General features: G+C 43.2%; 18 protein-coding genes. 5 read left to right on the forward strand and 13 right to left on the reverse strand.

What is annotated here, in order from left to right:
* Positions 1-104: 104 nt before the first annotated feature.
* From QF117_RS13045 to QF117_RS13060, 4 genes are all read right to left on the reverse strand, one after another.
* The gene (locus QF117_RS13045) at positions 105-398 is read right to left on the reverse strand and encodes an isoamylase early set domain-containing protein (RefSeq protein ID WP_282389318.1); all 294 of its coding nucleotides are present in this window, start codon (positions 396-398) and stop codon (positions 105-107) included.
* Positions 399-732: 334 nt separating this feature from the next.
* Positions 733-1,662 (reverse strand): agmatinase, encoded by a 930-nt coding sequence (gene speB / locus QF117_RS13050; RefSeq protein ID WP_282389319.1) that lies wholly within the window; start codon positions 1,660-1,662, stop codon positions 733-735.
* Positions 1,663-3,573 carry an arginine decarboxylase gene (gene speA / locus QF117_RS13055; protein WP_282389320.1) on the reverse strand — a complete coding sequence of 637 codons (1,911 nt, stop codon included), beginning with the start codon at positions 3,571-3,573 and terminating at the stop codon, positions 1,663-1,665. It abuts the gene before it with no gap.
* Positions 3,574-3,840: 267 nt separating this feature from the next.
* Positions 3,841-5,112, reverse strand: coding sequence for a glycosyltransferase family 4 protein (locus QF117_RS13060; RefSeq protein ID WP_282389321.1), 1,272 nt, complete (start codon positions 5,110-5,112; stop codon positions 3,841-3,843).
* A gap of 309 nt (positions 5,113-5,421) precedes the next feature.
* Here QF117_RS13060 and QF117_RS13065 point away from each other — a divergent pair, with 309 nt between their 5' ends.
* Positions 5,422-6,345, forward strand: coding sequence for a glycosyltransferase (locus QF117_RS13065; RefSeq protein ID WP_282389322.1), 924 nt, complete (start codon positions 5,422-5,424; stop codon positions 6,343-6,345).
* Positions 6,346-6,519: 174 nt separating this feature from the next.
* Here QF117_RS13065 and QF117_RS13070 read toward each other — a convergent pair whose 3' ends face one another.
* On the reverse strand, positions 6,520-8,127 hold the full coding sequence (locus QF117_RS13070) for an ABC-F family ATPase (RefSeq protein ID WP_282389323.1): 1,608 nt from the start codon (positions 8,125-8,127) through the stop codon (positions 6,520-6,522).
* A gap of 268 nt (positions 8,128-8,395) precedes the next feature.
* Positions 8,396-8,614 carry a hypothetical protein gene (locus QF117_RS13075; RefSeq protein WP_282389324.1) on the reverse strand — a complete coding sequence of 73 codons (219 nt, stop codon included), beginning with the start codon at positions 8,612-8,614 and terminating at the stop codon, positions 8,396-8,398.
* A gap of 20 nt (positions 8,615-8,634) precedes the next feature.
* Between QF117_RS13075 and QF117_RS13080 the strand changes: the two genes are divergently transcribed.
* The gene (locus tag QF117_RS13080; protein WP_282389325.1) at positions 8,635-8,763 is read left to right on the forward strand and encodes a hypothetical protein; all 129 of its coding nucleotides are present in this window, start codon (positions 8,635-8,637) and stop codon (positions 8,761-8,763) included.
* 177 nt (positions 8,764-8,940) lie between these two features.
* Here QF117_RS13080 and QF117_RS13085 read toward each other — a convergent pair whose 3' ends face one another.
* The 3 genes from QF117_RS13085 to QF117_RS13095 are packed head-to-tail and all read right to left on the reverse strand — an operon-like array spanning position 8,941 to position 12,281.
* On the reverse strand, positions 8,941-9,492 hold the full coding sequence (locus QF117_RS13085) for an ECF-type sigma factor (RefSeq protein WP_282389326.1): 552 nt from the start codon (positions 9,490-9,492) through the stop codon (positions 8,941-8,943).
* A gap of 7 nt (positions 9,493-9,499) precedes the next feature.
* Positions 9,500-10,933: a hypothetical protein gene (locus QF117_RS13090; RefSeq protein WP_282389327.1), complete on the reverse strand. Its 1,434-nt coding sequence runs from the start codon at positions 10,931-10,933 to the stop codon at positions 9,500-9,502.
* A 13-nt stretch (positions 10,934-10,946) separates the two neighbouring features.
* A complete protein-coding gene (locus QF117_RS13095; RefSeq protein WP_282389328.1) occupies positions 10,947-12,281 on the reverse strand; it encodes a serine/threonine-protein kinase in 1,335 nt (444 codons plus the stop codon).
* A 154-nt stretch (positions 12,282-12,435) separates the two neighbouring features.
* Between QF117_RS13095 and QF117_RS13100 the strand changes: the two genes are divergently transcribed.
* Entirely contained in the window at positions 12,436-13,782 is a 1,347-nt protein-coding gene (locus QF117_RS13100; RefSeq protein ID WP_282389329.1) for a hypothetical protein, read from the forward strand.
* A gap of 77 nt (positions 13,783-13,859) precedes the next feature.
* On the opposite strand, the gene QF117_RS13105 is transcribed toward QF117_RS13100, so the two are convergent.
* Complete coding sequence (locus QF117_RS13105; protein ID WP_282389330.1) at positions 13,860-14,711, reverse strand: sterol desaturase family protein; 852 nt, start codon at positions 14,709-14,711, stop codon at positions 13,860-13,862.
* 456 nt (positions 14,712-15,167) lie between these two features.
* On the opposite strand from QF117_RS13105, the gene QF117_RS13110 reads away from it, so the two are divergent.
* A complete protein-coding gene (locus QF117_RS13110) occupies positions 15,168-16,439 on the forward strand; it encodes an imelysin family protein (protein ID WP_282389331.1) in 1,272 nt (423 codons plus the stop codon).
* Between the two features lie 70 nt (positions 16,440-16,509).
* Positions 16,510-17,976 carry a di-heme oxidoredictase family protein gene (locus QF117_RS13115; protein ID WP_282389332.1) on the forward strand — a complete coding sequence of 489 codons (1,467 nt, stop codon included), beginning with the start codon at positions 16,510-16,512 and terminating at the stop codon, positions 17,974-17,976.
* 256 nt (positions 17,977-18,232) lie between these two features.
* Here QF117_RS13115 and QF117_RS13120 read toward each other — a convergent pair whose 3' ends face one another.
* The 3 genes from QF117_RS13120 to QF117_RS13130 all read right to left on the reverse strand — a co-directional run bounded on the left by QF117_RS13120 (position 18,233) and on the right by QF117_RS13130 (position 20,688).
* Positions 18,233-18,442, reverse strand: a complete 210-nt coding sequence (locus QF117_RS13120; protein ID WP_017033112.1) for a hypothetical protein — start codon at positions 18,440-18,442, stop codon at positions 18,233-18,235.
* A gap of 416 nt (positions 18,443-18,858) precedes the next feature.
* Positions 18,859-19,773 (reverse strand): DMT family transporter, encoded by a 915-nt coding sequence (locus tag QF117_RS13125; RefSeq protein ID WP_282389333.1) that lies wholly within the window; start codon positions 19,771-19,773, stop codon positions 18,859-18,861.
* Positions 19,774-20,109: 336 nt separating this feature from the next.
* Positions 20,110-20,688 carry a hypothetical protein gene (locus QF117_RS13130; RefSeq protein ID WP_282389334.1) on the reverse strand — a complete coding sequence of 193 codons (579 nt, stop codon included), beginning with the start codon at positions 20,686-20,688 and terminating at the stop codon, positions 20,110-20,112.
* Positions 20,689-20,719 lie beyond the last annotated feature (31 nt).

The raw sequence follows: 20,719 nt of genomic DNA on the forward strand, positions 1-20,719 counted from the left end.
CTTTCGGTTTTATATCTATGGCGGAGAATCTATGGTGGGGAACTCTGCTCATAGGCACCCGCATTATTGTGTTGAGTACGATAGTCCGCGGTCATCTAAAGGGATTATGTCGCTAACACACTGTTATCACTACCGTAGGAGTTACCCACGTACCCGTCTGCCGCGGGATCATTTTGCCATTCTTGGTCGTTAATTAGATAGCGAAACTCAAACTGTTTCTCTTTAGGCAGACGAATTTTAGTGGTGAATACTTTTTGGCGGTTGAGCTTCATTGGGGTGGATTGCCATTGGTTAAAATCGCCACACACTGCAATGCTGGTCACCGTGGGATCTTCTTTTGGCCATTGAAACGTCACTTCGACTTCATCTTTTGTTTTAAAATACCGTTTTATAAACATATCTATTCCTATTAGAAGTTAACTACCTAAAACAAAGCAAATTGAATGCCACCCCAAAAGTGCCCGTATACCCTATGGTCGCTTTTATGCGGCCTCAAAATTTGCATTGATATGGTGCAAAATGGTGTAATTTGGTGCAACTGATTGAGTATCTAATTTGCTTGATTTTACGTTACTGAACCGGTTCGTCAAGGTGTTCAAACATCGTTTTATTAAAAGAAATAGCAATAGAAATAGATACAGACAGAGAAATGAGAAATGAGAAAGAGATAGCGGTACTTAAAAGACAACGTGCCCATACTTGGGCACGTTGCTGAGGGTCTAGTCAATGGCTTTAGTCAATAGCTTTAGGCCTAGAAGCCCATACATAAAGCATTTCTAACGCTATCGTCGCACCTGCTAAGGCAGTCAGATCGCTTTGATCGTAAGGGGGAGAAACTTCCACAACATCCATCCCAACGACATTGATACCAGCAAGAGCTCGCAATATTTTCAATGCTTTATCGGTATTAAGACCGCCGCAAACGGGGGTGCCTGTTCCAGGAGCAAACGCTGGATCAAGACAGTCAATATCAAAGGTGATGTAAACCGGCTTATCGCCAATGGTCGCCTTGATCTGCTCAACGATGGCATCCACACTCATATCGTTGGCTTGCATAGCGTTAATCACATTAAAACTGTGGTTGTCATAGCTATATTCAGTACGAATTCCTATCTGTACTGAATGCTTAGCCGAGATTAACCCCTCGTTCGGTGCGTGATAGAACATGGTTCCATGATCATAAGCACTTCCGTTCGCATACGTGTCTGTGTGTGCGTCAAAGTGAATCAGCGCCATTTCCCCGTGATGTTTGGCATAAGCTCTGAGTATCGGCAATGTAATGAAATGGTCACCACCTAGTGCCAACATGGTTTTTCCGCTTTTTAATATTTCACTCGTTGCCGCTTCCAAGCGATACGTAAAGTCTTCAGCATCGCCACAATCAAAAACAAGATCGCCACAATCGATGACTTTATTGTTGTCAAATACGTTAAAGTCCCATGGAAATTTCTTACCTTCCCAAGCAAGATTGACCGATGCTCTCCGAATAGCATCAGGCCCCATGCGAGCACCTGGGCGACCAGACGTGGCCATGTCTAAAGGGACGCCTAGAACCACGACGTCAGCTTCACAGCTAATCGGATCTTTAACCAATGGACGGCGAACAAAGGTCATCGCATTTGAATACAGTGAATAATCCGTTTTAGTAAACAAATCGTTCATTTAAAAATCCTCTAGGTAGGTGTAACCCGTTAAACCTTGCTCAAGCTCTTGCAACACAAGGCTTTGTTCATCGATATCAACATAGCGATCAACCAGTTGACGATAGTTGCTGCGAATAGTGTCGAGGTCGATATGAACGTAGCGCATCATGTCTTCGACGGAGTCGCCTTCGTCGATGGATTCAAAGACCGTATTACCTTGCTCATCAATCGTGACCACTGCGCTGTGTGTATCGCCAAATAGGTTATGCATATCACCTAAAATCTCTTGATAGGCACCCACTAAGAAAAAGCCCATAAGGTACGGCTTATCTTTATTCCATTCAGGGACTGCAAGGGTTGTTTCGATACCCTGGCCCTCAACATAATGTTCGACAACACCATCTGAATCACAGGTGATGTCAAGAATGACCGCACGCTTACCGTCGACATCCTGCAAGCCAGAAAGCGGCAAGACAGGGAATACTTGGTCAATGCCCCAGGCATCAGGTAGCGACTGAAACAACGAGAAATTGACAAAGAACTTATCGGCCAAGCGACTATTTAGCTCGTCTAAAATAGGTCGATGGAAGCGGTTTTTGTTACTCATTAGTTCACGCAGTTCAGCATAAATACGCAGGGATAGCTGCTCAACCCAGGCGCGTTGTTCTAAATTGATCACCCCTGTTGAAAACGAAGTATGCGCTTCCCCCAAATCACTTTGCGTGTCGTTGTAAATTTCAATCAGCGCTCGTGCATCGGTGCGTTCGGTTAAGTTTTGCCAATTGCGCCACATGTTTTGTAATAGCACGGGAGCGTCTTCATTCGGCGCGTCAATTTTCTCAACGGCATAGCTCTCGGTACCAATCACATTGGTGATTAATACAGCGTGATGCGCGGTCAGTGAACGGCCCGACTCCGAAATAATAACGGGGTTAGGTTGCTGGTAGTCATTACACACATCACTGATGGTACTCACTACATTTCTCGCGTACTCGGCTAAGCTGTAGTTCATCGAGTTAGATGACTGGCTACGTGTACCGTCGTAATCCACCGCTAAGCCACCGCCAATATCAAAATAATCCAGTGGCGTGCCCAGTTCACGAAGCTCGCAATAAAAACGAGCGGCTTCATTGACCCCATTTCTAACATCGCGAATATTGGCCATTTGAGACCCGAGATGGAAGTGCACCAATTGCATCGCTTCTAGCTGTTGCTCTTGCTTTAGACGATCTAAAACAGTGAGAACTTGCGATGCAGAAAGGCCAAACTTTGACTTTTCGCCTCCGCTGGATTGCCATTTTCCTGCACCTTGAGAGGCTAAGCGAATGCGCAAGCCCAAGCGGGGTTTGACTCCTAGGTTTTTCGCTTCACGAAGCACAATGTCGAGCTCTGACAATTTCTCTAAAACAATGAACACCTTATGCCCCAGCTTTTCGCCGATAAGAGCAAGACGCACGTATTCACGGTCTTTATAGCCATTGCAGACAATCACCGAACTCGCTTGTTGCGCTAAAGCCAAGACGGCAAGAAGTTCTGGTTTACTGCCCGCTTCTAAGCCTAACTGCTTTGTTTCAAGCTGTGCCTGACTTGAGAGTATTTGATCGACCACTTCTTTTTGTTGATTCACTTTTATTGGGTAAACCAGCAAGTAGTTATTATCGTATTGATACTCATCAATAGCTTGATTAAACGCATCACAAATGTTGTGCACGCGCTGGTGAATAATTTGTGGAAAGCGAACTAATGCAGGCAGGTTTAAGCCTTTTTTCTCAAGTTCATTAGCAATTGAAACCAATGGTACTGAGTGTTGCTTGTCACTTCTAGGCGATACAAACACTTCACCACTGTCATTAATGCCAAAGAAATCTTGACTCCAATATTGGACATTGTAGTCAGCGCGAATGTTGTCTAGCTTAGAAAGTTTGGTCACGAAGTTAGTCTCATATTTCGATGCACTTACACTAATTATCTGCATCATTTGATGGATGTATTGTGATGTTTTATGTGTTCATCACACTTAATATCTCGCAGGTTTGGGGTGCGACTATGGGGCGCATTAACGGATAAAAACGAGGCTCTGTCTAACAAAAGGATTTTGTCGTTATGATAGAAAAACGAACATCTCAAAATTGATGTATTGAGAAAGGACATTGATAGCCAATGTGGGGGGCAAAGAGTGAGGGTAAGGATAGAAAAACTACGCTGTTGCTGGTGCTTCAATCCAGCTAGACAATTGTTGTGCTTGTAAAAAAGCATCAAAATTCTCAGTGACATGTTTTCGAGCCTTTTGACTCATGTGAGTACGTTCTCGAATGCTGAATTGAGAAAATCGCATGATACTCAGTTTCAGTTCATCAACGCTTTTTTCGTTGACTAAGAACCCCGTTCCAGGGGCGACAATTTCTTTGCATCCCATAATATTGGTGGTGATGACTGGTGTTCCAACCGCCATTGCCTCTTTTAAGACTAATGGCCCCGTATCAACACAACCTGTCTGTGAGAAACAAAATGGGGCAACTAAACAATCGTACTTGGCCAAATTCTGTTTTACCCACTCGTGTGGTTTGGCCCCTAAAAAATGCACGTCTTCTGTTAATTTATATTCTCTCACTTTTTGTTCTAATTCATTGCGCATTTCTCCAGTACCGACAATATCCAAGCGTATACACAGTGGTTTAGCGATAGGCGCCAGCGCCTCAATGAGGTGATGAATGCCTTTTTGTTCAACTAACCGACCTAGAAAAATTAGCCTAAGTTGTGTGGCTCTTGTCTTTGTTTCTAGAACGAACTGATCGGTTTTTACCCCACAGTGTAAGAGCTTAATCTTAGCGCTTGCTGTTTTATTTTCTGGTGATTTGCTGTCTGGTGATTTGCTGTCTGGTGATTGGTTCTTTATTGATTGGTTCTTTATTGATCGGTTCTTTATTGATTCGTTATGTGTGCTGTTGTCACTCATCATACTGACAAAGTCACTGTGCATGCTTTTACAGACCGCGACAACGAAGTCACTGGCCTGAATTTTTTGCTCAATGTCGTAAGCCGACTCATAAACATCGTGTCCATGAGCAACAAAGGAACAGGTGATATTGAGTAATTTAGCCGCCACGATGGCATGAGCAGCGGTATGTTGACAAAAGTGAGCATGAACGTGCTCTACGTTAAGATCAGCAAGTTGAAGAGCGAGCTTCACGCCGTAATTGAAAAGCGACCGTTTAGGCATGCTCTTTTGCTGCTGAACAAATCTGATGGCGTCTAATATCCCTGGGAGATGAACATGTTTGTATAGGCCCGCGTTGACCTTCGCTCCAATCTTTACGACGCTGTAATCAAACGTTTGTTGGCTTTGTTCTATTTCAAAGGTTAAAACGCAGACGCGATGCCCACATTGTTTGATGGCGTCTATTTCAGTTTGAATAAAGGTTTCACTGAGTACGGGATACGTCGGGGTAATGAACGCCACTTTTTTCATAATTAAGCCCTATGAACATTTCAACACTTAAACGGTACAGTAAGAAGTTAGCAAATGGCGCGCCAATTAATTTAATTATTAAAATCAAGTGGTTAAGTTTAAGCGGTCAGAAAGTCGTCAATATGGAGAGACCATTCTCAAAATGAAAATCAATATGACGTTACAGAGGTGACATTGCTATTTTCAATGTCCCATTTAAAGAAAAGACAGTGAAATTTATTTTAATTCAACTGGTTAGGTTTTGGCTTGAACTATGCATTGTCATTTTTCGTACTCGTACAGGGTTAACTTCATGAAGAGAAATGGATTATGGCTAAAGTATCAGTGATTATTCCAACATATAACTGTCGGGATTATTTGCCAAAAGCGATAAGTAGCGTGCTTGAGCAGACGCATCAAGATGTTGAATTGTTGATCATCGACGATAACAGCAGTGACGACACCGCTCACTATTTAGAGGCATTGAGTGATCCACGGATAAACATTTTGACCACACATGGGGTAGGCGCCTCTAAAGCACGTAATCTAGGAATACAAAGATCGAGTGGTGAATTCATCGCGTTTTTGGATGCCGATGATTTTTGGTATCCAGAAAAATTGTCGTTGCAGCTGAAACTCCATAACAACAATCCCGATTTGGCATTGAGCTTTACCAACTACGATCACTTCACTGAGAGCAATCAGGTGATCATCGACAGTTTTACTTATTGGGAGCAGTTCCAAGATTGTACTCAAGAGTCTTTTTTAGTAGAAAACCCGTTGGCGCTGCTCATTAAAAACAACGTTATTGGTACTTCAACCGTTATGCTTAAAGCCAATGTGGTGTCGAAGATAGATCTGTTTGATACCAAAATTCGTTATGGGGAAGATTGGGAGTTGTGGCTGAGGATATGCGAAAGCCATGGCGTTGGGGTACTGAATTCAGTTCAATCAGGCTACTTAATGCGCCAGAATTCGGCGACTCAATCTCACCGTTTTCGGCTTAAGAACTTACAGTCGATAGAGTTGATTTTGCAGCGGTACGAGGAGGAAAGTGAACGATGGAATTTGTCACCGTCTACGTTAAAAAGTGCCAGAGCGCGCTTAATGGAAGGGTATGCCGATTACCATAGAGGCTTACATCAGAATGCAACAGCCATTTCTTTTGGTATCGCTTCACTGATGCTTGCCCCAAAAGCTCGAAGAATAAGAAGCTTACTCGGAGATTGTAAAAGTTTGCTTTGGTTCGCTTAAGAAAAACCATTCGCAACACAGCGCGACAGATAGGTATAAAAGTGATCATCAGAAGCTAATTGGCAGAAGACAGATTGGTAGAAGACAGATTGATAGAAGGCCGAGAAGCAGAACATAGGTCCATCGATTGCAAGATTGAATCGCGCTCCAGTACAAAGCTGGAGCGCAATGATTTTATACCGCAGCCGCCAGTTCTTTTTTCTGATGGGCTAGGTATTCGTTGTAGGTGCCTTGGAAATTAACGAGTTTTTTGTCTTTCACATCGATAATCGAGGTCGCTAAAGAAGAAACGAACTCACGGTCGTGACTCACGAAAATAAGCGTACCTTGGTAGCCTTTAAGCGCATTGTTCAACGCTTCAATGGCTTCCATGTCCATGTGGTTGGTTGGTTCGTCCATAACGAGAACGTTGATGTCTTGCATCATTAACTTACCAAACAACAAACGGTTCTTCTCTCCACCTGAGCAGTTTTTCGCTTTCTTATTCGCGTCGTCAGCGGTAAACAGTAAGCGGCCCAAAATGCCACGAACCATCAAGTCATCATGCTTGGCTGTACGCCACTGTGAGATCCAATCAAAAATAGAGAGGTCATTATCGAAATCAGCGGTGCTGTCTTGTGGGCAATAGCCGACAGACGCATTTTCTGACCATTTTACAATGCCTTGCTTTTGCTCTAAATCCTGAACTAGACAGCGAAGCAAGGTGGTTTTACCGACGCCATTCTCACCAATGACCGCTAAGCGGGTTCCAGCCTCTAACAGCAGGTTGCCCTTTTCAAACAGTAACTCGTCATCAAATGCATGCCCCAAATCTTGCAATTCTAGCGCTAAACGGTGGAGTTTTTTGCCTTCGCCAAAATCAATAGATGGGCTAATTCGGCTTGACGACTTAACGTCATCCAGTTTGATTTTATCCATTTTCTTAGCGCGTGAGCTTGCTTGTTTGGCCTTAGATGCGTTTGCACCGAAGCGGTTAACAAAGTCTTGTAATTCACTGATCTCAGCCGCTTTCTTTGCGTTACTTGACAGAAGTTGTTCACGAATAAGCCCAGACGCTTCCAAGAAGTATTCATAGTTACCTGGGTAGATACGAAGCTCACCATAGTCGATATCGGCCATGTGAGTGCACACTGAATTTAAGAAGTGACGGTCGTGAGAAATGATGATCATCGTACACTTACGTTGATTCAGTTCTTCCGCAAGCCAGTTAATGGTGTTGATGTCCAGGTTATTGGTTGGTTCATCGAGTAACAAGATGTCTGGATTGGCAAACAGAGCTTGAGCCAAGAGCACACGAAGTTTCCAACCAGGAGCGACTTGCTGCATGAGGCCGAAATGGAACTCTTCTTCAATACCTGCTTGAATGAGAATGTCTCCAGCACGGCTTTCCGCTGTGTAGCCGTCCATTTCAGCAAACTCACTTTCAAGCTCGGCGACTTTCATGCCGTCTTCTTCGCTCATTTCTGGCAACGAATAGATACGGTCACGTTCTTGTTTGATTTCCCATAACTTTCTGTCGCCCATGATCACGACATCAATCACGCTGTGCTCTTCAAAAGCAAATTGGTCTTGGCTAAGAACGCCGAGTTTTAACCCTGGTGTTATCGAAACGTTACCTGAGCTTGGTGCTTGTGCGCCACTTAGGATCTTCATGAACGTTGATTTACCACATCCATTGGCTCCGATTAGGCCGTAACGGTTCCCGTTACCAAATTTAGCCGAAATGTTTTCAAATAGTGGCTCGGCGCCAAATTGCATAGTGATGTTAGCAGTAGATATCAAAGAAATATTCCTAGGTGTAGGGACTGGCTAATCACATGTAGTAGACGCCAATTCAGCTAAAACGAAAGTAAGAATGAATAGGCGGCGAATTATACAGAGTTATTAGGGAAAGAACAGTTCTGAGAGCTAAGTCACGAATAGTAAAAAGGGGGATTGGGTCAATAAAGTGCTGTTAAAGCGGTATAAGGCATTCATCAATCATCGGTTCAGAGCTGCTGATGCAATATGCGATGCTGATTCATTGAATAAGCACTACGTTACGCTGTCACTACCTGTTGGCTTTTCTAGAGGAAGGTTTACGCCTTTTACTCGCTTTTTCTGAGATGCTTAATACTGACATTTTTTGTTTGGGTGAAATCAACTGCTTGGTCATCGCTCTGTGGTGCATATCTGAGATGAACGTTTTTTCCCAAGCGTTCAGAGTGGTGAATGTCAGTAGCATCATATCATTGAGTAGATTAAAGAATTCGTGCTCTTTTGCGTCCATTTGATTTCCTAATATTGGTGATGGCTCGAAGTAAACAGCCTGTGGTGGCTTCATTGTTACTGAAATACTTGTTACTGAAATACTTGTGGCAAGATGAAGCTGAACGCTCTGCAAAATGGGGTAAGGAAGACGCACAATACCATACTTAATCTAGAAGTGTTGAGTGATGCCAGGTATTTGTATGTTTATGCTTGAAGGCAAAAGGCGTGATGACATTGCTAGGTCGCCAGGTCTAAAAAGGCATGGAAAAGAGCAGTGAATCCGCTGCTCTTTTTATGAGGCGTTGCCTGGATTGAAAATACAGATTAGGTCTCTGCGAGTCAGAGTTACGAGCAATTTACTCGTAGCCAACTTTTTGAAAAGCTGAGATCTTTTTCAATTTTACTGGCGCTGCTTTGTAAGAGAGTGCTTATCTCTTTAACGCTCATTCCTAGAAAGTACTTAAGCTTAACCACCTCTCCTTGGGTAGGGTATTTCCTACAAAATGAATCGATAACCTGATTGATCTCCATGATACTGTTCAAGTCTTTAGGCCGCTCGCTCATGGGTGTTTCTTGGCGTTTTTGAGCACCAAAGTACCTAGCCTGATCCACGAGTATTTGCCGGATGACTTTACTCACCAGCAGGTAGAACTGCTTTCTATTGCTCACATTGCAATCAGAATACTGGCTGAGTTTCACATAAGCCTCATTGATGAGCGCGGTGGTGTTGTTCGATAACTCGTTGAATACTTGATTGTGCTCTCCAAATTTGTGTGAGCAGCGTAATCTTTCTCGTTGAGCAATCACTTTTAAGTGTTCGTAAGCGTAAAGATAGAGTTGTTGTTCCACTTCTTTCTCACCCGATTGCCACCTCAGAATTAGGTCGGTTAAGTCCATGTCTGTCTCACAGCTTGGTTAGTTCGGACACCTGAGAGGTGCGAAGTGACTGATCTTTCTTATCCAAAATCTGCTGATAACGGTAGATGATGCCGTTATCTAGGCTGTCACTCACTGGCAGGTATTCCCACGTTGTGTAGTGTTGTATTTGATGACTATCTTTCCAAGCCACAGGGATATTTAGGTGATAAAAGTACAGGTCTTTAGCGCTGTTTTGGAGCCACCACATGTCACCAAATTCTGCGCTGGCATTTTTAAAGCTATGGCTGTTCCATGCTCCACAACGCGACTCTGTGAATGGCGTAGCCCAAACTTGGCCCTGTTTAATGTCTAGACAACGATAGCTTACGCCTTCTTTGTTTATCTGTTTTTCTTGCCATTGCCCTTCAAATGCTAGGGGCGTGACATCACGGCTGGCAAAGGTAAACCAGATGAACTCAGCATTATTTGGTCCATCTACTTTTTCGTGTTGTCCCAATCCTTGTTTTTTATTAAGAACGATTTGTGTGCGTGGGTTGAAAGTCATCGCATTGGCTCGATATTTATAGCTGTTGCCAGAATCGTACTCTTCCACCACATAGCCGCTTAGGTTAGTACGAGTACACCCTTTAAGAGCACACGCAAACAAACCGGACCATCCCTCAAAACTGGATACTTCATGGAACTCTTCTTCGGTTCTTTTGGCTCTTAAATCAACATCACAGCTCGCAATGACGCCGTCGTTACTGCCGTATCGATCGCCGTTATCTGGGTACTCAAATATGCCTTTATTGGTGATTTTATACGTCGTACTGCCAACGGGGCCGACATAGCTTGGGTTATCGATGTCATCAACATTGTAGAAACACAATTGACCTTGATAGTCGCGAGTTTTGATTAAGATATCTCGCAACTCTGTATCACGCGGAGCAAAGACTATTTCGTCCGATGAAAGGGATTGTTTGATGTATTGGTAACTGGACTGTAAATGAGCGGCCGCTTCACCTACGGAAGGGATCTCAATATCATAACGTTGAGCCAGTGTATCCAATTCAATTAAGTTGAGTTCCCCTAGAAAATCTTGAATCGCAGGTTGCGAAATTTTGGCTTGGTCAACGATTAGAACGTTGTCGCTTTTATTGAAATGACTCATGGCCAATAACAAACGCGTCATATTGATTGTGCGCGTGGGCGTGACCGACATTGAGTTAGGGGAAACCCATTTCTCAGCAGATACAGAAGCTAGGTGAAATGTACTTGGGCCTTCACCAAGATAGAACTCCACTACATCGCCGTCTGAAAATTGATAAGCGCCTTGATCCGTTTGTCCTTCTATTCCGGAACTGGTGATGTATTGAATACCAGTGATGGGGGCGTCAATAAAATAACCAGTTTGAACGGCGGCAATTGCCTGTGTGCAGTGCAGTAGTGCCGCGCTTAACACAGCGATGATAGCTTTCATTTAAGAGACTCCTTTACTCTTTACATGAATGGGATGAATCACAATTTATTAATGAGTCGGGTTTTTGTTCTGGTTCAATGAAATCACTTAATAACAACTTGTGACGAATTTCTTCAGGTAACGAGGGGTTGGAAAGCAATCGTTTCTTAGCGACATCAATGATATTTTTGGTGACGATCGGGTGACGACTTTCGTAATGAAAAATGGCAGTGAGTTCGAGTAACATCTTCTCAACGGTCGCTTTTTCGCGTTCAATTTTTTGATTGGCAACAAGTAGTAATGCTAGAAAGCCAAACGTTGAAACGACCAATAGTGAAGAGAGGGTGGTTACGATTGGTCGTCGACGGCATAAAAGACTCAAGCGTTTGCTAAACGAACGATTGAGCGAAGTGGGTTGATACGCTAGATAACAGCGGATATCGTCGGCAAACTGTTCGACATATTGATAGCGCTCACCGATGTCTAATTGAGTGGCTTTATCTATGATTAACCTAAGTTCATCCTTTTGATTCGTTTCATCCTGAGCATCAACACCACTGAGTAACTCTTTTAAGATCACGCCTAAGGAATAGATATCGGCTGAATTGGTGAGATAGTCTCCTTTTTTTTGTTCGGGGGCGGCATAACGGTGACTAAGAGCAATAATTGACGATTCTCTAGAACCTTGGTCATCCCGTTGAATCATATTGAAATCAATCACTTTTGGCGTTCCATACGCTTCGACTAGTATGTTTTCGGGCTTGAGGTCAGCATGCAGTGTTTGGTGCTTATGGGCGTGACTGATTGCAGAACAGATCTTAAGAAACAGCTCAAGACGTTGTTTTTTACTATAAGGCGTTTGCGCTAAAAACTCATTGAGCTTTCGTCCTTCAATCCGTTCCATGACCAGATAGTTGACGCCCTGATAACTGCCGCCATCTATCACTTTAACAATGTTGGGATGATTGAGGCGAGCCAACATTTTGGCTTCATTAAACATGGTAGAGCGGTCAAGCAGCTTATGTAGGGAACGTCGAAAAAACTTAATCACGACGGACTGATCAAAGGTCTTGTTTTGGCGTTCTGCTAGATAGACAACACTCATTCCACCTTCATCTAGCGGTTCGCCAACTTTGAATTTGTCGACGGTATGACCTGAGAGATTAGGCACAGAATCGACGCATTGGACAAGCTGATCATCAATGATGGCGGTTAATTGTAATTCATCGAGCGTGTGAGCCTGAATGAGAGGTTGCAACTTCATGAAGTCGGTAGGATTAACAGATTGCAGCTTATGTAACCAAGCATCTTTGTCATTAACATCCAAATAATCGTAAAACAGAGAGGTCGTATTTTCAGTAGAACTCATTTCGAGTCCACAAAACGAGAATTAAATTTACGGTTTTTTCCATAACATTCGTTCCTTGAATGAATATCTGGCCATTCATTATGATGGCGCTGATTTTACAGAAGATTCTCTCTTTAAATCAAGCAGAGAAATACGATTACTAGGAATGAAATCGATGAAAAAAACGAATCTATTTTTGGCCATTATGGCGACTCTTACGCTTAGTGCATGTGGTAGTGATGATAACGAAAGCGTTACTGCTCCAAGTGCCAGTGGTTCAGGAAATGAAGTCTATAAGGCGATAGACGGTTACCTAATTGGGGCTGACGTTTATGTAGATAGGAACAAAAACCGTGTGGCTGATGGGAGTGAATTACTCCCGACTAAAACGGATGAGAATGGGGAGTTTGTTCTTGATGAAGCGGATAAGCAATACCCTGTAATTATCAGAGCCGTTGCGGGGCAAACGTATGATTCCGATAAAGCTGGACGATTAAAGAGCAGTTTTGAATTCATAGCGGACAGCCGAATTAACCTGGTCACCCCATTTTCTACGATTGCAAGTAATGAGAATCTATCTTTGGAAGAGCTTGCTAGCCAGGTTAACCTCCCTGTTGAGGTGATCAATGGTGACTATGTGTCGCAGAAGGTTTCAGCAGGCAATGGTGATGTGGCGTCGCAAGCACACGCATTGGCAAGAGCGCTAACTCAAGTCATTGGCAGTGATGCTCCTCAATCTGAGTTTATTGATGTGGCGCGTAGCATCAAAAGTGAAATCGACAGTGATGTAAATGCAGGAAAGAACTTAGACAAACTCTTATATAAGGTAGGCAATGGTGGGGTTATTTCTACGGTTGATATGCCTAAAACGCTCAAAGCTCATTTCTTAGAGGGTACCTTTTATTACGTCCATACCAACCAATATGAATTTAATGATGAAGGTATTTTTGAGCTGGATTTCGCAGAAACTGAACAAACTGTGACCAATGGTAGCGGCCGGACGTTCACTTTGCCGATTCAATACTTTGCCAAGGGATTTAAAGTTGGGACGGATCGTTTGGATGAGGTGATTTATGTCAGTGACGATATTACGATATTAGTGACGGGTTTTGGTGAGCTTGGATTTATGACGAAAACCAATGTTAAAACCGGTTATGTTAATGCTTACCAAGACGTTTCTGCCAGTGACTATCAAGGGAAAACGTTCTACCACTTTTGGGATGATTCAACCACCGGCACGCCAAATCCTTCTTTTGTTAAGCTGAGTTTTGCGGAGCAAGGTACCCGCCTCGAGTTGACTGAAGATGGCCAAACTCGTTCTTTAGATTGGCTCATTCAAGGGAATGATTTGGTCATAAAAGGTGCTCTAGATGGTGGAGATTGGATAATCTCTCGCACCACTATCGCCAGTGAAGATTTCATTATATTTAATGAAGGTCGTCACGGCACGCTTAACGTCCCTTACTTCATGACAGAAAATGAAGCACTAGCAGAAGCTATTTTTGCTGAGTGGACGAAATAATCTAAGATTTACGCTACAACATGTGCGTTTGTGTAAAAGGTCAGTAGCAGAAGTTACTGACCTATTCCCGACCATTGTTATTTGACGGTTTGGCGATTAACCAAAGACTGATCTAACCCAAACTCCGTCACCTGTTGCCTTTCACTAAGGACATGACAACGAAAAAGTTTGTCCCATATCGCTAATGCTGAACCAAAGTTTTTGTCGAAATGCTTTGTTTGACTGCTGTGATGTATTTGATGCTGGGCGGGGCTAACAAAAAGGTGTTCAAATTTGGAAAATCCGAGCCAAACTGGGCTGTGCCTTAAATTACTGGCGCAAAGATTAAAGGCAAAGATGAACACATTGACGCCTATGATTTGGCTCACCGCAAGAGAGTTCTCAAAAAGGTACAAAAATAGCCCAGTAACGCTGGCACCAACGATAAGACTTCGAGCTGCATTAACGCACATTTCGACAGGGTGAATACGGTACAAGGTTAGCGGGGTCATACTGGTTGCACTGTGATGAACCGCGTGAAAGCGCCATAGAAATGGGATCTTATGGAAACAGAAATGGACAAGGAATTTAAAAAAATCTTGTACTACAAATAAGGAAAATGAAAACAGCAACATTAACAGTGCCTGATCAATTTTCCAGAAATTGCCATGGCCGAAAGTTTGCACCAACCATTGATTGACCGATAGGGCGTAGCTGATTTGAAGTGCCATCAAGGGCAAGATGAGTAACTTGAAAAGCCATTGATTGATGAATAGCCAAGTTACGTCAACGACACTTGATGCGTTAAACCATAACTTCAGCCTGAATAATTGGGTACCTGAGAACCAGTATGCAATCAGGAAACTGCTGACTAGATAGAGCCAATAAATACGCTTCTCGGCGGACACGAGAAACGTCAATGGTGATAATAACGTGTCATACCAAGCCATGGCTTCTTCCTAACATCACTTTTTTCAATCTACTGATTTCCAAACTACTGAATCTCAACCTCGCTATCTTCATTCTAACGGTCTCAATCTAACGGCCTTAATCGAAATAACGTCGACTTCACCATTTTCATTTAAGTGCTTTAAACCTAAGCATTTTGAAACTGAGCACTTTTAACCTAAGCACTTTGAAACTGAGCATGCCAATAGACACGCCTTTAGCATTCGTCGTCATACGTTGTCGTTAACGTTTGGTCTTGCATGCTTAACTCTTAATGTAAAGCTTATAACGCATTGTCCATATCGCATTGCCCATAACGCATTGTTAACTCGGGCGTTAAGGATAGTAACAAAATGTTTGCAATTGTAAATGCAAATCACTATCATTATTTAAATGATAACCATTATCAATCATTTATTCTCTAACGTAACTTCAATCAATATCAGGAAGATAGTTTAATGATTACAAAAAAATCTATGTCGGCTGCGGTTTTATCAATGACCGCCATCGTCGGGTGCACTAACGAGACTGAAACCAAGCAAGTAAGTCCTGTGACAGAGCAAGATGTAAAAGCAAACTACATCAACATGGCACATGCGGCTTATGCGGATTCACTGACGACAGCGCTGACATTACAACAATCTATCGAAGCACTTTTAGCGAAACCGACAGAGCAAAATTTAGAGAATGCCAAAGCCGCTTATAAGCTGGCGAGAGTGCCTTATCAGCAGTCTGAAATTATGCGTTGGGATACCGATATTACGCTTGAAGCAGGGTTAGACAAAGACGGTGGATTAGTCAGTGTTGATGAGTGGGAAGGGCAAGTCAATGCGTGGCCACTCGATGAACAAGCGATTGATTATGTTCAAGGCAACGCGAATGCGGGCATCATCAACCAAGTAAATGGTCCAGCAATTACAGCGCAATACTTGATTGATCAAAATGGTGTTGGTGGTGAAGCCAATGTTACCACTGGTTATCATGCCATTGAGTTCCTTTTATGGGGCCAGGATTTGAACGGAACCAACCCAGGGGCTGGCGAACGCAGTGTCAATGATTTCCAAACAGACGCTAGCGGTCAATGCAGTGCGTCTAATTGTGACCGTCGTCGTCAATACCTTAGTGTTGCAACCCAACTTGTCGTTGATGACCTGAAAGCGATGACAGCCGAATGGACAGAAAAAGCGGTGATGACAGAAGGGACACTGGCGAATAACTTCAATAACTCAGAAGATGGCATCCGTTACATCTTATTCGCAATGAAAGCGATGGCGACTGACGAACTGGCTTCTGCGCGAATGAATGAAGGCCTAGAAGGTGTCGATCCAGAACAAGAGCATGATTGCTTTAGTGACTTAAGCCATGTTGCTATTTATTACAACCACCAAAGTGTACGTAACGCTTTTTACGGCCGTTATGAAAAACTGGACGGTTCTGTTGTCTCTGGTGCCAGTGTCTCTGACCTAATCAAGCAAAAAAGCCCAGTTCTTTACAAGCAGTTTGATGACGCGTTGAACAGCATCGAGACAAATATGAGAGTGGTTTATGATGCAGGTGAACAAGCAAACCCAATTCGCTTTGACCAGATTATTGGTCAAGATGAAAATGGTAAAGAGAAGCAAGCAGCATTGGCCGCGGTTTACGAGCTTGTTGAATTGACTTCAGCGTTTGCATCAGTAGAAGAGTTGCTTTCTATCCAGCCGTTAACGCTTGATGGAAGTGGCGACTAATTGCACCTTTCTAAATGGTAATTTCAAGGCAACCTGCGGGTTGTCTTTTTCACGTTAAAAGACTCAAAAAATGACTAAAATAGTATTCTCGTTCATTGGCCTGTTTTCCACTTGCGTCATGACGAATGACATTGATCAACAGCAGCACCTGTCTGCTGGAGAGACCTCAGTAAAATCTGTTCATGCCTCTGCATTCTCTCAACCGTCAGCGAATTTAACCGCTGGTAGAAATATTCTAAAATTCCACGGCGGCAACAAATTCTTTGAAGAGCCTTGGGCGCAAGCCGTTGGTTCCGTTAGCTCACAAGATGGTCTCGGCCCACTATTTAACAATAACGCCTGCCAAGATTGTCATATTCGTGATGGACGAGGCCATGCATCTAAAGCAGAAAAAGGCGTGCGTGGTACCGATTTTAACAGCATGTTGTTACGTGCATCGAAAAGTGACATTACTCAAGATCAAAAAGACGCGATCAACCAGTCGTTGATGGCCAATGTTCCTGACACTTGTATCGGCGGTCAGCTTCAGCATCAATCAAATTTTGGGATAGTAAAAGAAGCAAGCCAAGCCGTCAGCTACCAATATTACCATGTCGAGTTTAGTGATGGTGAAAGCGTGGAATTACGCCGCCCAACATGGCATGTCAAAGCGCATGGTTGCGAAATCAATAACGATACCGTGTTATCTGCTCGTGTGGCCCCTCAGATGATCGGTTTAGGTTTACTCGCATTGATCGATGACGCTCAGATCCTCGCTCAGCAAGATATTGAAGATAAAGATAATAATGGCATTTCTGGCCGAGCAAACTTTGTGTGGTCGGTTGACGATGATGCGGTTGCTTTGGGACGCTTTGGTTGGAAAGCGGGTCAGCCAACCATTCGACAACAAACCGCTGGCGCGTTCTTAGGGGATATGGGGCTCACCACGGAGTTGTTTACGACTGAAAATTGCATGCCACATCAAAAAGATTGTTTGGCGGCACCGAGTGGAAATGGGGATATGACGGGCGAATACAGCCATGAAGTATCGTCAAAAGTGCTGGAAAAAGTGGTTTTCTACTCTAGTCATTTATCCGTCCCCGAGCGCCGTAACGCTTATGATGAAAAGGTATTGGCGGGCAAAGCACTCTTTAATGATATTGGTTGTCATCAATGCCATACCGAAAGTTATACGACACAACAATCAAAAGAGTTTCCAGAACTGTCCGGACAAAAGATTTACCCATATACCGATATGTTGCTGCATGACATGGGGCTAGAATTAACGGACTTTGATAAACACAGCGAGTTTGTTCAAGGGGATATTCAAGTTGAGTTCTTGGCACAAGCCAACGAATGGCGTACTGCACCTTTATGGGGGTTGGGTTTGGCGCAAACCGTGGATCCAAACGCAACCTTCTTACACGACGGCCGAGCGCGAACCATTATGGAAGCTGTTCTATGGCATGGTGGTGAGGCGAGCACTCAGCAACAAGCAGTATTGCAATTGGATAAAGCGCAAAGAGAAAGTTTGATCGCGTTCTTAAACGATTTGTAACGCTGGCTTTCTTGCCTCAGATATTTCTTGCCACACGCATTTCTTGTCACACGTATTTCTTGTTAATCGCAAGACGTGTTCTTGTATTGGCGCAAAAGGAAAGGTGTGTTTGGGAATGAAAAAGTTCAGCAAAAAAGAAGAGGATAACCTAGTTAGCGTGAGCCGCGAGGTGAAATGCCGGTGACTAGGTTTGATTCTTTTTTGCTTTATATAGGTCTTAATTTTGACGATGAGAGACATGGCGTTGTCTCTGTCGCTATAGGACTGTGAAATGTCCTAGCGTGCTGCCGGTATTTGATAAAATCGTACCGGTACTGTCTCGATCATTGAATTCAAAGTCGATCAGGTAGCTTGTGTCTTGAAGCTTTGGCAATATATGGCGATGTAAAATATCGCTGTTTAACTGTCGTATTTCTGCGACCCAAGATAGGTCTTCATTAAGCAAGTTTATTTCAATTTTGAACATTTAATACCTTGTGATTTAGTGAGTGATTTTTCTCGTGACAATTTATACCAATGGATTTGTCGTGTTGTTCTTTTCGACATAAGTGTGCCTTTTATTTATTACAGGTTTATTGAGTGCCGATGACAGATCGCGATTAAAGCGCATGAATTTTACGCAATGAATGGCAACGGAAATCGGCGAAGTCTTAGTGAGGCTGTTGGTGTAAAGCTATTGAATGATCGATTGAGGTAAAGCTGACGCAAAGATGGTGTAACGAGGTTTATCGAGAACTGTCTATGAGGGAACTTGGACTGAATTTTACATTAACAACTCTTATGCAAGAGCCAAGCAGTAACTATACGCTTAGTTTTATAAAAAGCTATCGTTAATTTCGAGTTGAAGTAAAATAAATGCACGTGTGTATTAACTAATTGAAATCATGAGACTTTACGTGTTTTTCTTGTGAGTGGGGCTAAAATCTGTTTGCCAAACACGTTGATTAGCGCCCCTGTAACAATCAAACCACCGCCTAAATACGTCCACACCGAAGGGATCTCGTTAAATATCCAAACCCCAAGGAGTGCGGAAAATACAATCTGTATATAAGAATAGGCAGACGCTTTTCCTGCTGCTTGGGTTTGCATCGCTTTAGTTAGGCCATATTGACCTATTTGCGTGAAGATACCGACTAAAATGAGCATGACGGTGAGAAACAGACTCGGCCACACAAAGTGGTTCCAGATAAGAAGAGTCGAGATAGGCAAAGCGACCAATGGGAAATAGAATATGATCACCGAACTGTCTTCTGTTTGACTCAGTTTTCTCACGATTACATAGGCGATAGAACTGCCAAACGCGCCGCATAATGCTATCAGAATGCTCAACATTGGTAGATCGCTTGACACTTCGTTGCTGATGTTAGGTTGAACCATGACGAATAAACCCGCCAAGCAGAACGCGATACAAATAACGGTTGATTGCTGAATACGTTCCTTGAGAAATAGAACCCCGAGCAATGCAGTAAATATAGGATGAACGTATTGCAAGATCGTCGCTTCGGCTAAAGGTAACGTTGTAACCGCATAATACACGCACATCAATGCTGCGGTTCCTACCGCGCCACGCACAAAGAGCAGCGGCTTATTGTTCCCCCATACAGAAATGCCTTTTCGCTTTACATCCAAATAACTAATGATTAAAGAGACTAATGCTCGAGCTGCAACGATTTCAAATACCGGAATGCCATAATTGCTGATGTACTTCACGCAAGCGGACATCAGCGCAAATCCAAATGCAGAAAGAAGCATAAACCTAACCCCAACAGGGATAAGCGTTAAAGAGAAAGAGGGCATAAAGTGACAGATCTAATTTGTGTGGAGGGAAATAGTAACACCTAAAGTGGTGAACCGCTCTTATTTGAATGATCCTTCACAACGAAATTTTTACACAGTCAAATTAAAACAAGCACATCAAAAGCTTATTCGTTTTATGTGGTGATATAGAAACCACCATCTATTTATCCTTCCTTAATAAATTCTAAGGCTCTTCTACCGGGCTGGCGTATGCAGTTAATCTTGATATTTAGATGATGGATGAACTATTGACGTATAAAGCGAGGCCTGATGGCGTGGCAACGTCGTTGTTAGTACCAACTATTCAGGCTTTGCTTGCTTAGTAGCCCGTCAGCTCTAGATAGCCAGTTCAGGTTCAGATAGCACTTTTACACAAGCACGGCTGATGTCTTCATCAATGTAAGCCATACCGAGTTTATTGAGGTAGTCCATGCGATCGGCAGTGCGAAGATCGATGTCGGGACCTGTAATGTTGTTGGCTTGATAAATTTCAGTGAGGTGAGACATGAACTGCTCGCCAACACTCATCATCAATAAGCTCATTGCTCCTACGTCCGGTCTTACTTTGGCACGCTGCTTTTCAGACAGGTTTACCGCTAACACGATAGGTTGTTCTTCTCCTTCGAAACGAACACTACGCTCACGAACAGTTTGTTGCGCCCAGTAATATGCTAGCTCTTTACTCTGAGTAAGGAACACAGGTTCGACTGATTCTGTGTAGTTGTTGCCGATGGTCGCCATGGTTTTTGAAGCAGCTTCGTTGAGCGCTTTGTCTCCAGATCGTTTTAGACCTTGGCCCTGAATAGAAGCCAATAAAGCTGAAGATGTGCCGTGATACCAAGTATCACCCGTTTCGAATCCATTTTCTGATAGCAGCGTTTTTGCATCTTTTAGGTGTTTCGGTATTGAAGTCATAGGCACTCTCAATCAAAAGGAATATCAACAA

Origin of the sequence: Vibrio sp. YMD68, assembly GCF_029958905.1 — a bacterium.
Classification (GTDB): Bacteria; Pseudomonadota; Gammaproteobacteria; order Enterobacterales; family Vibrionaceae; genus Vibrio.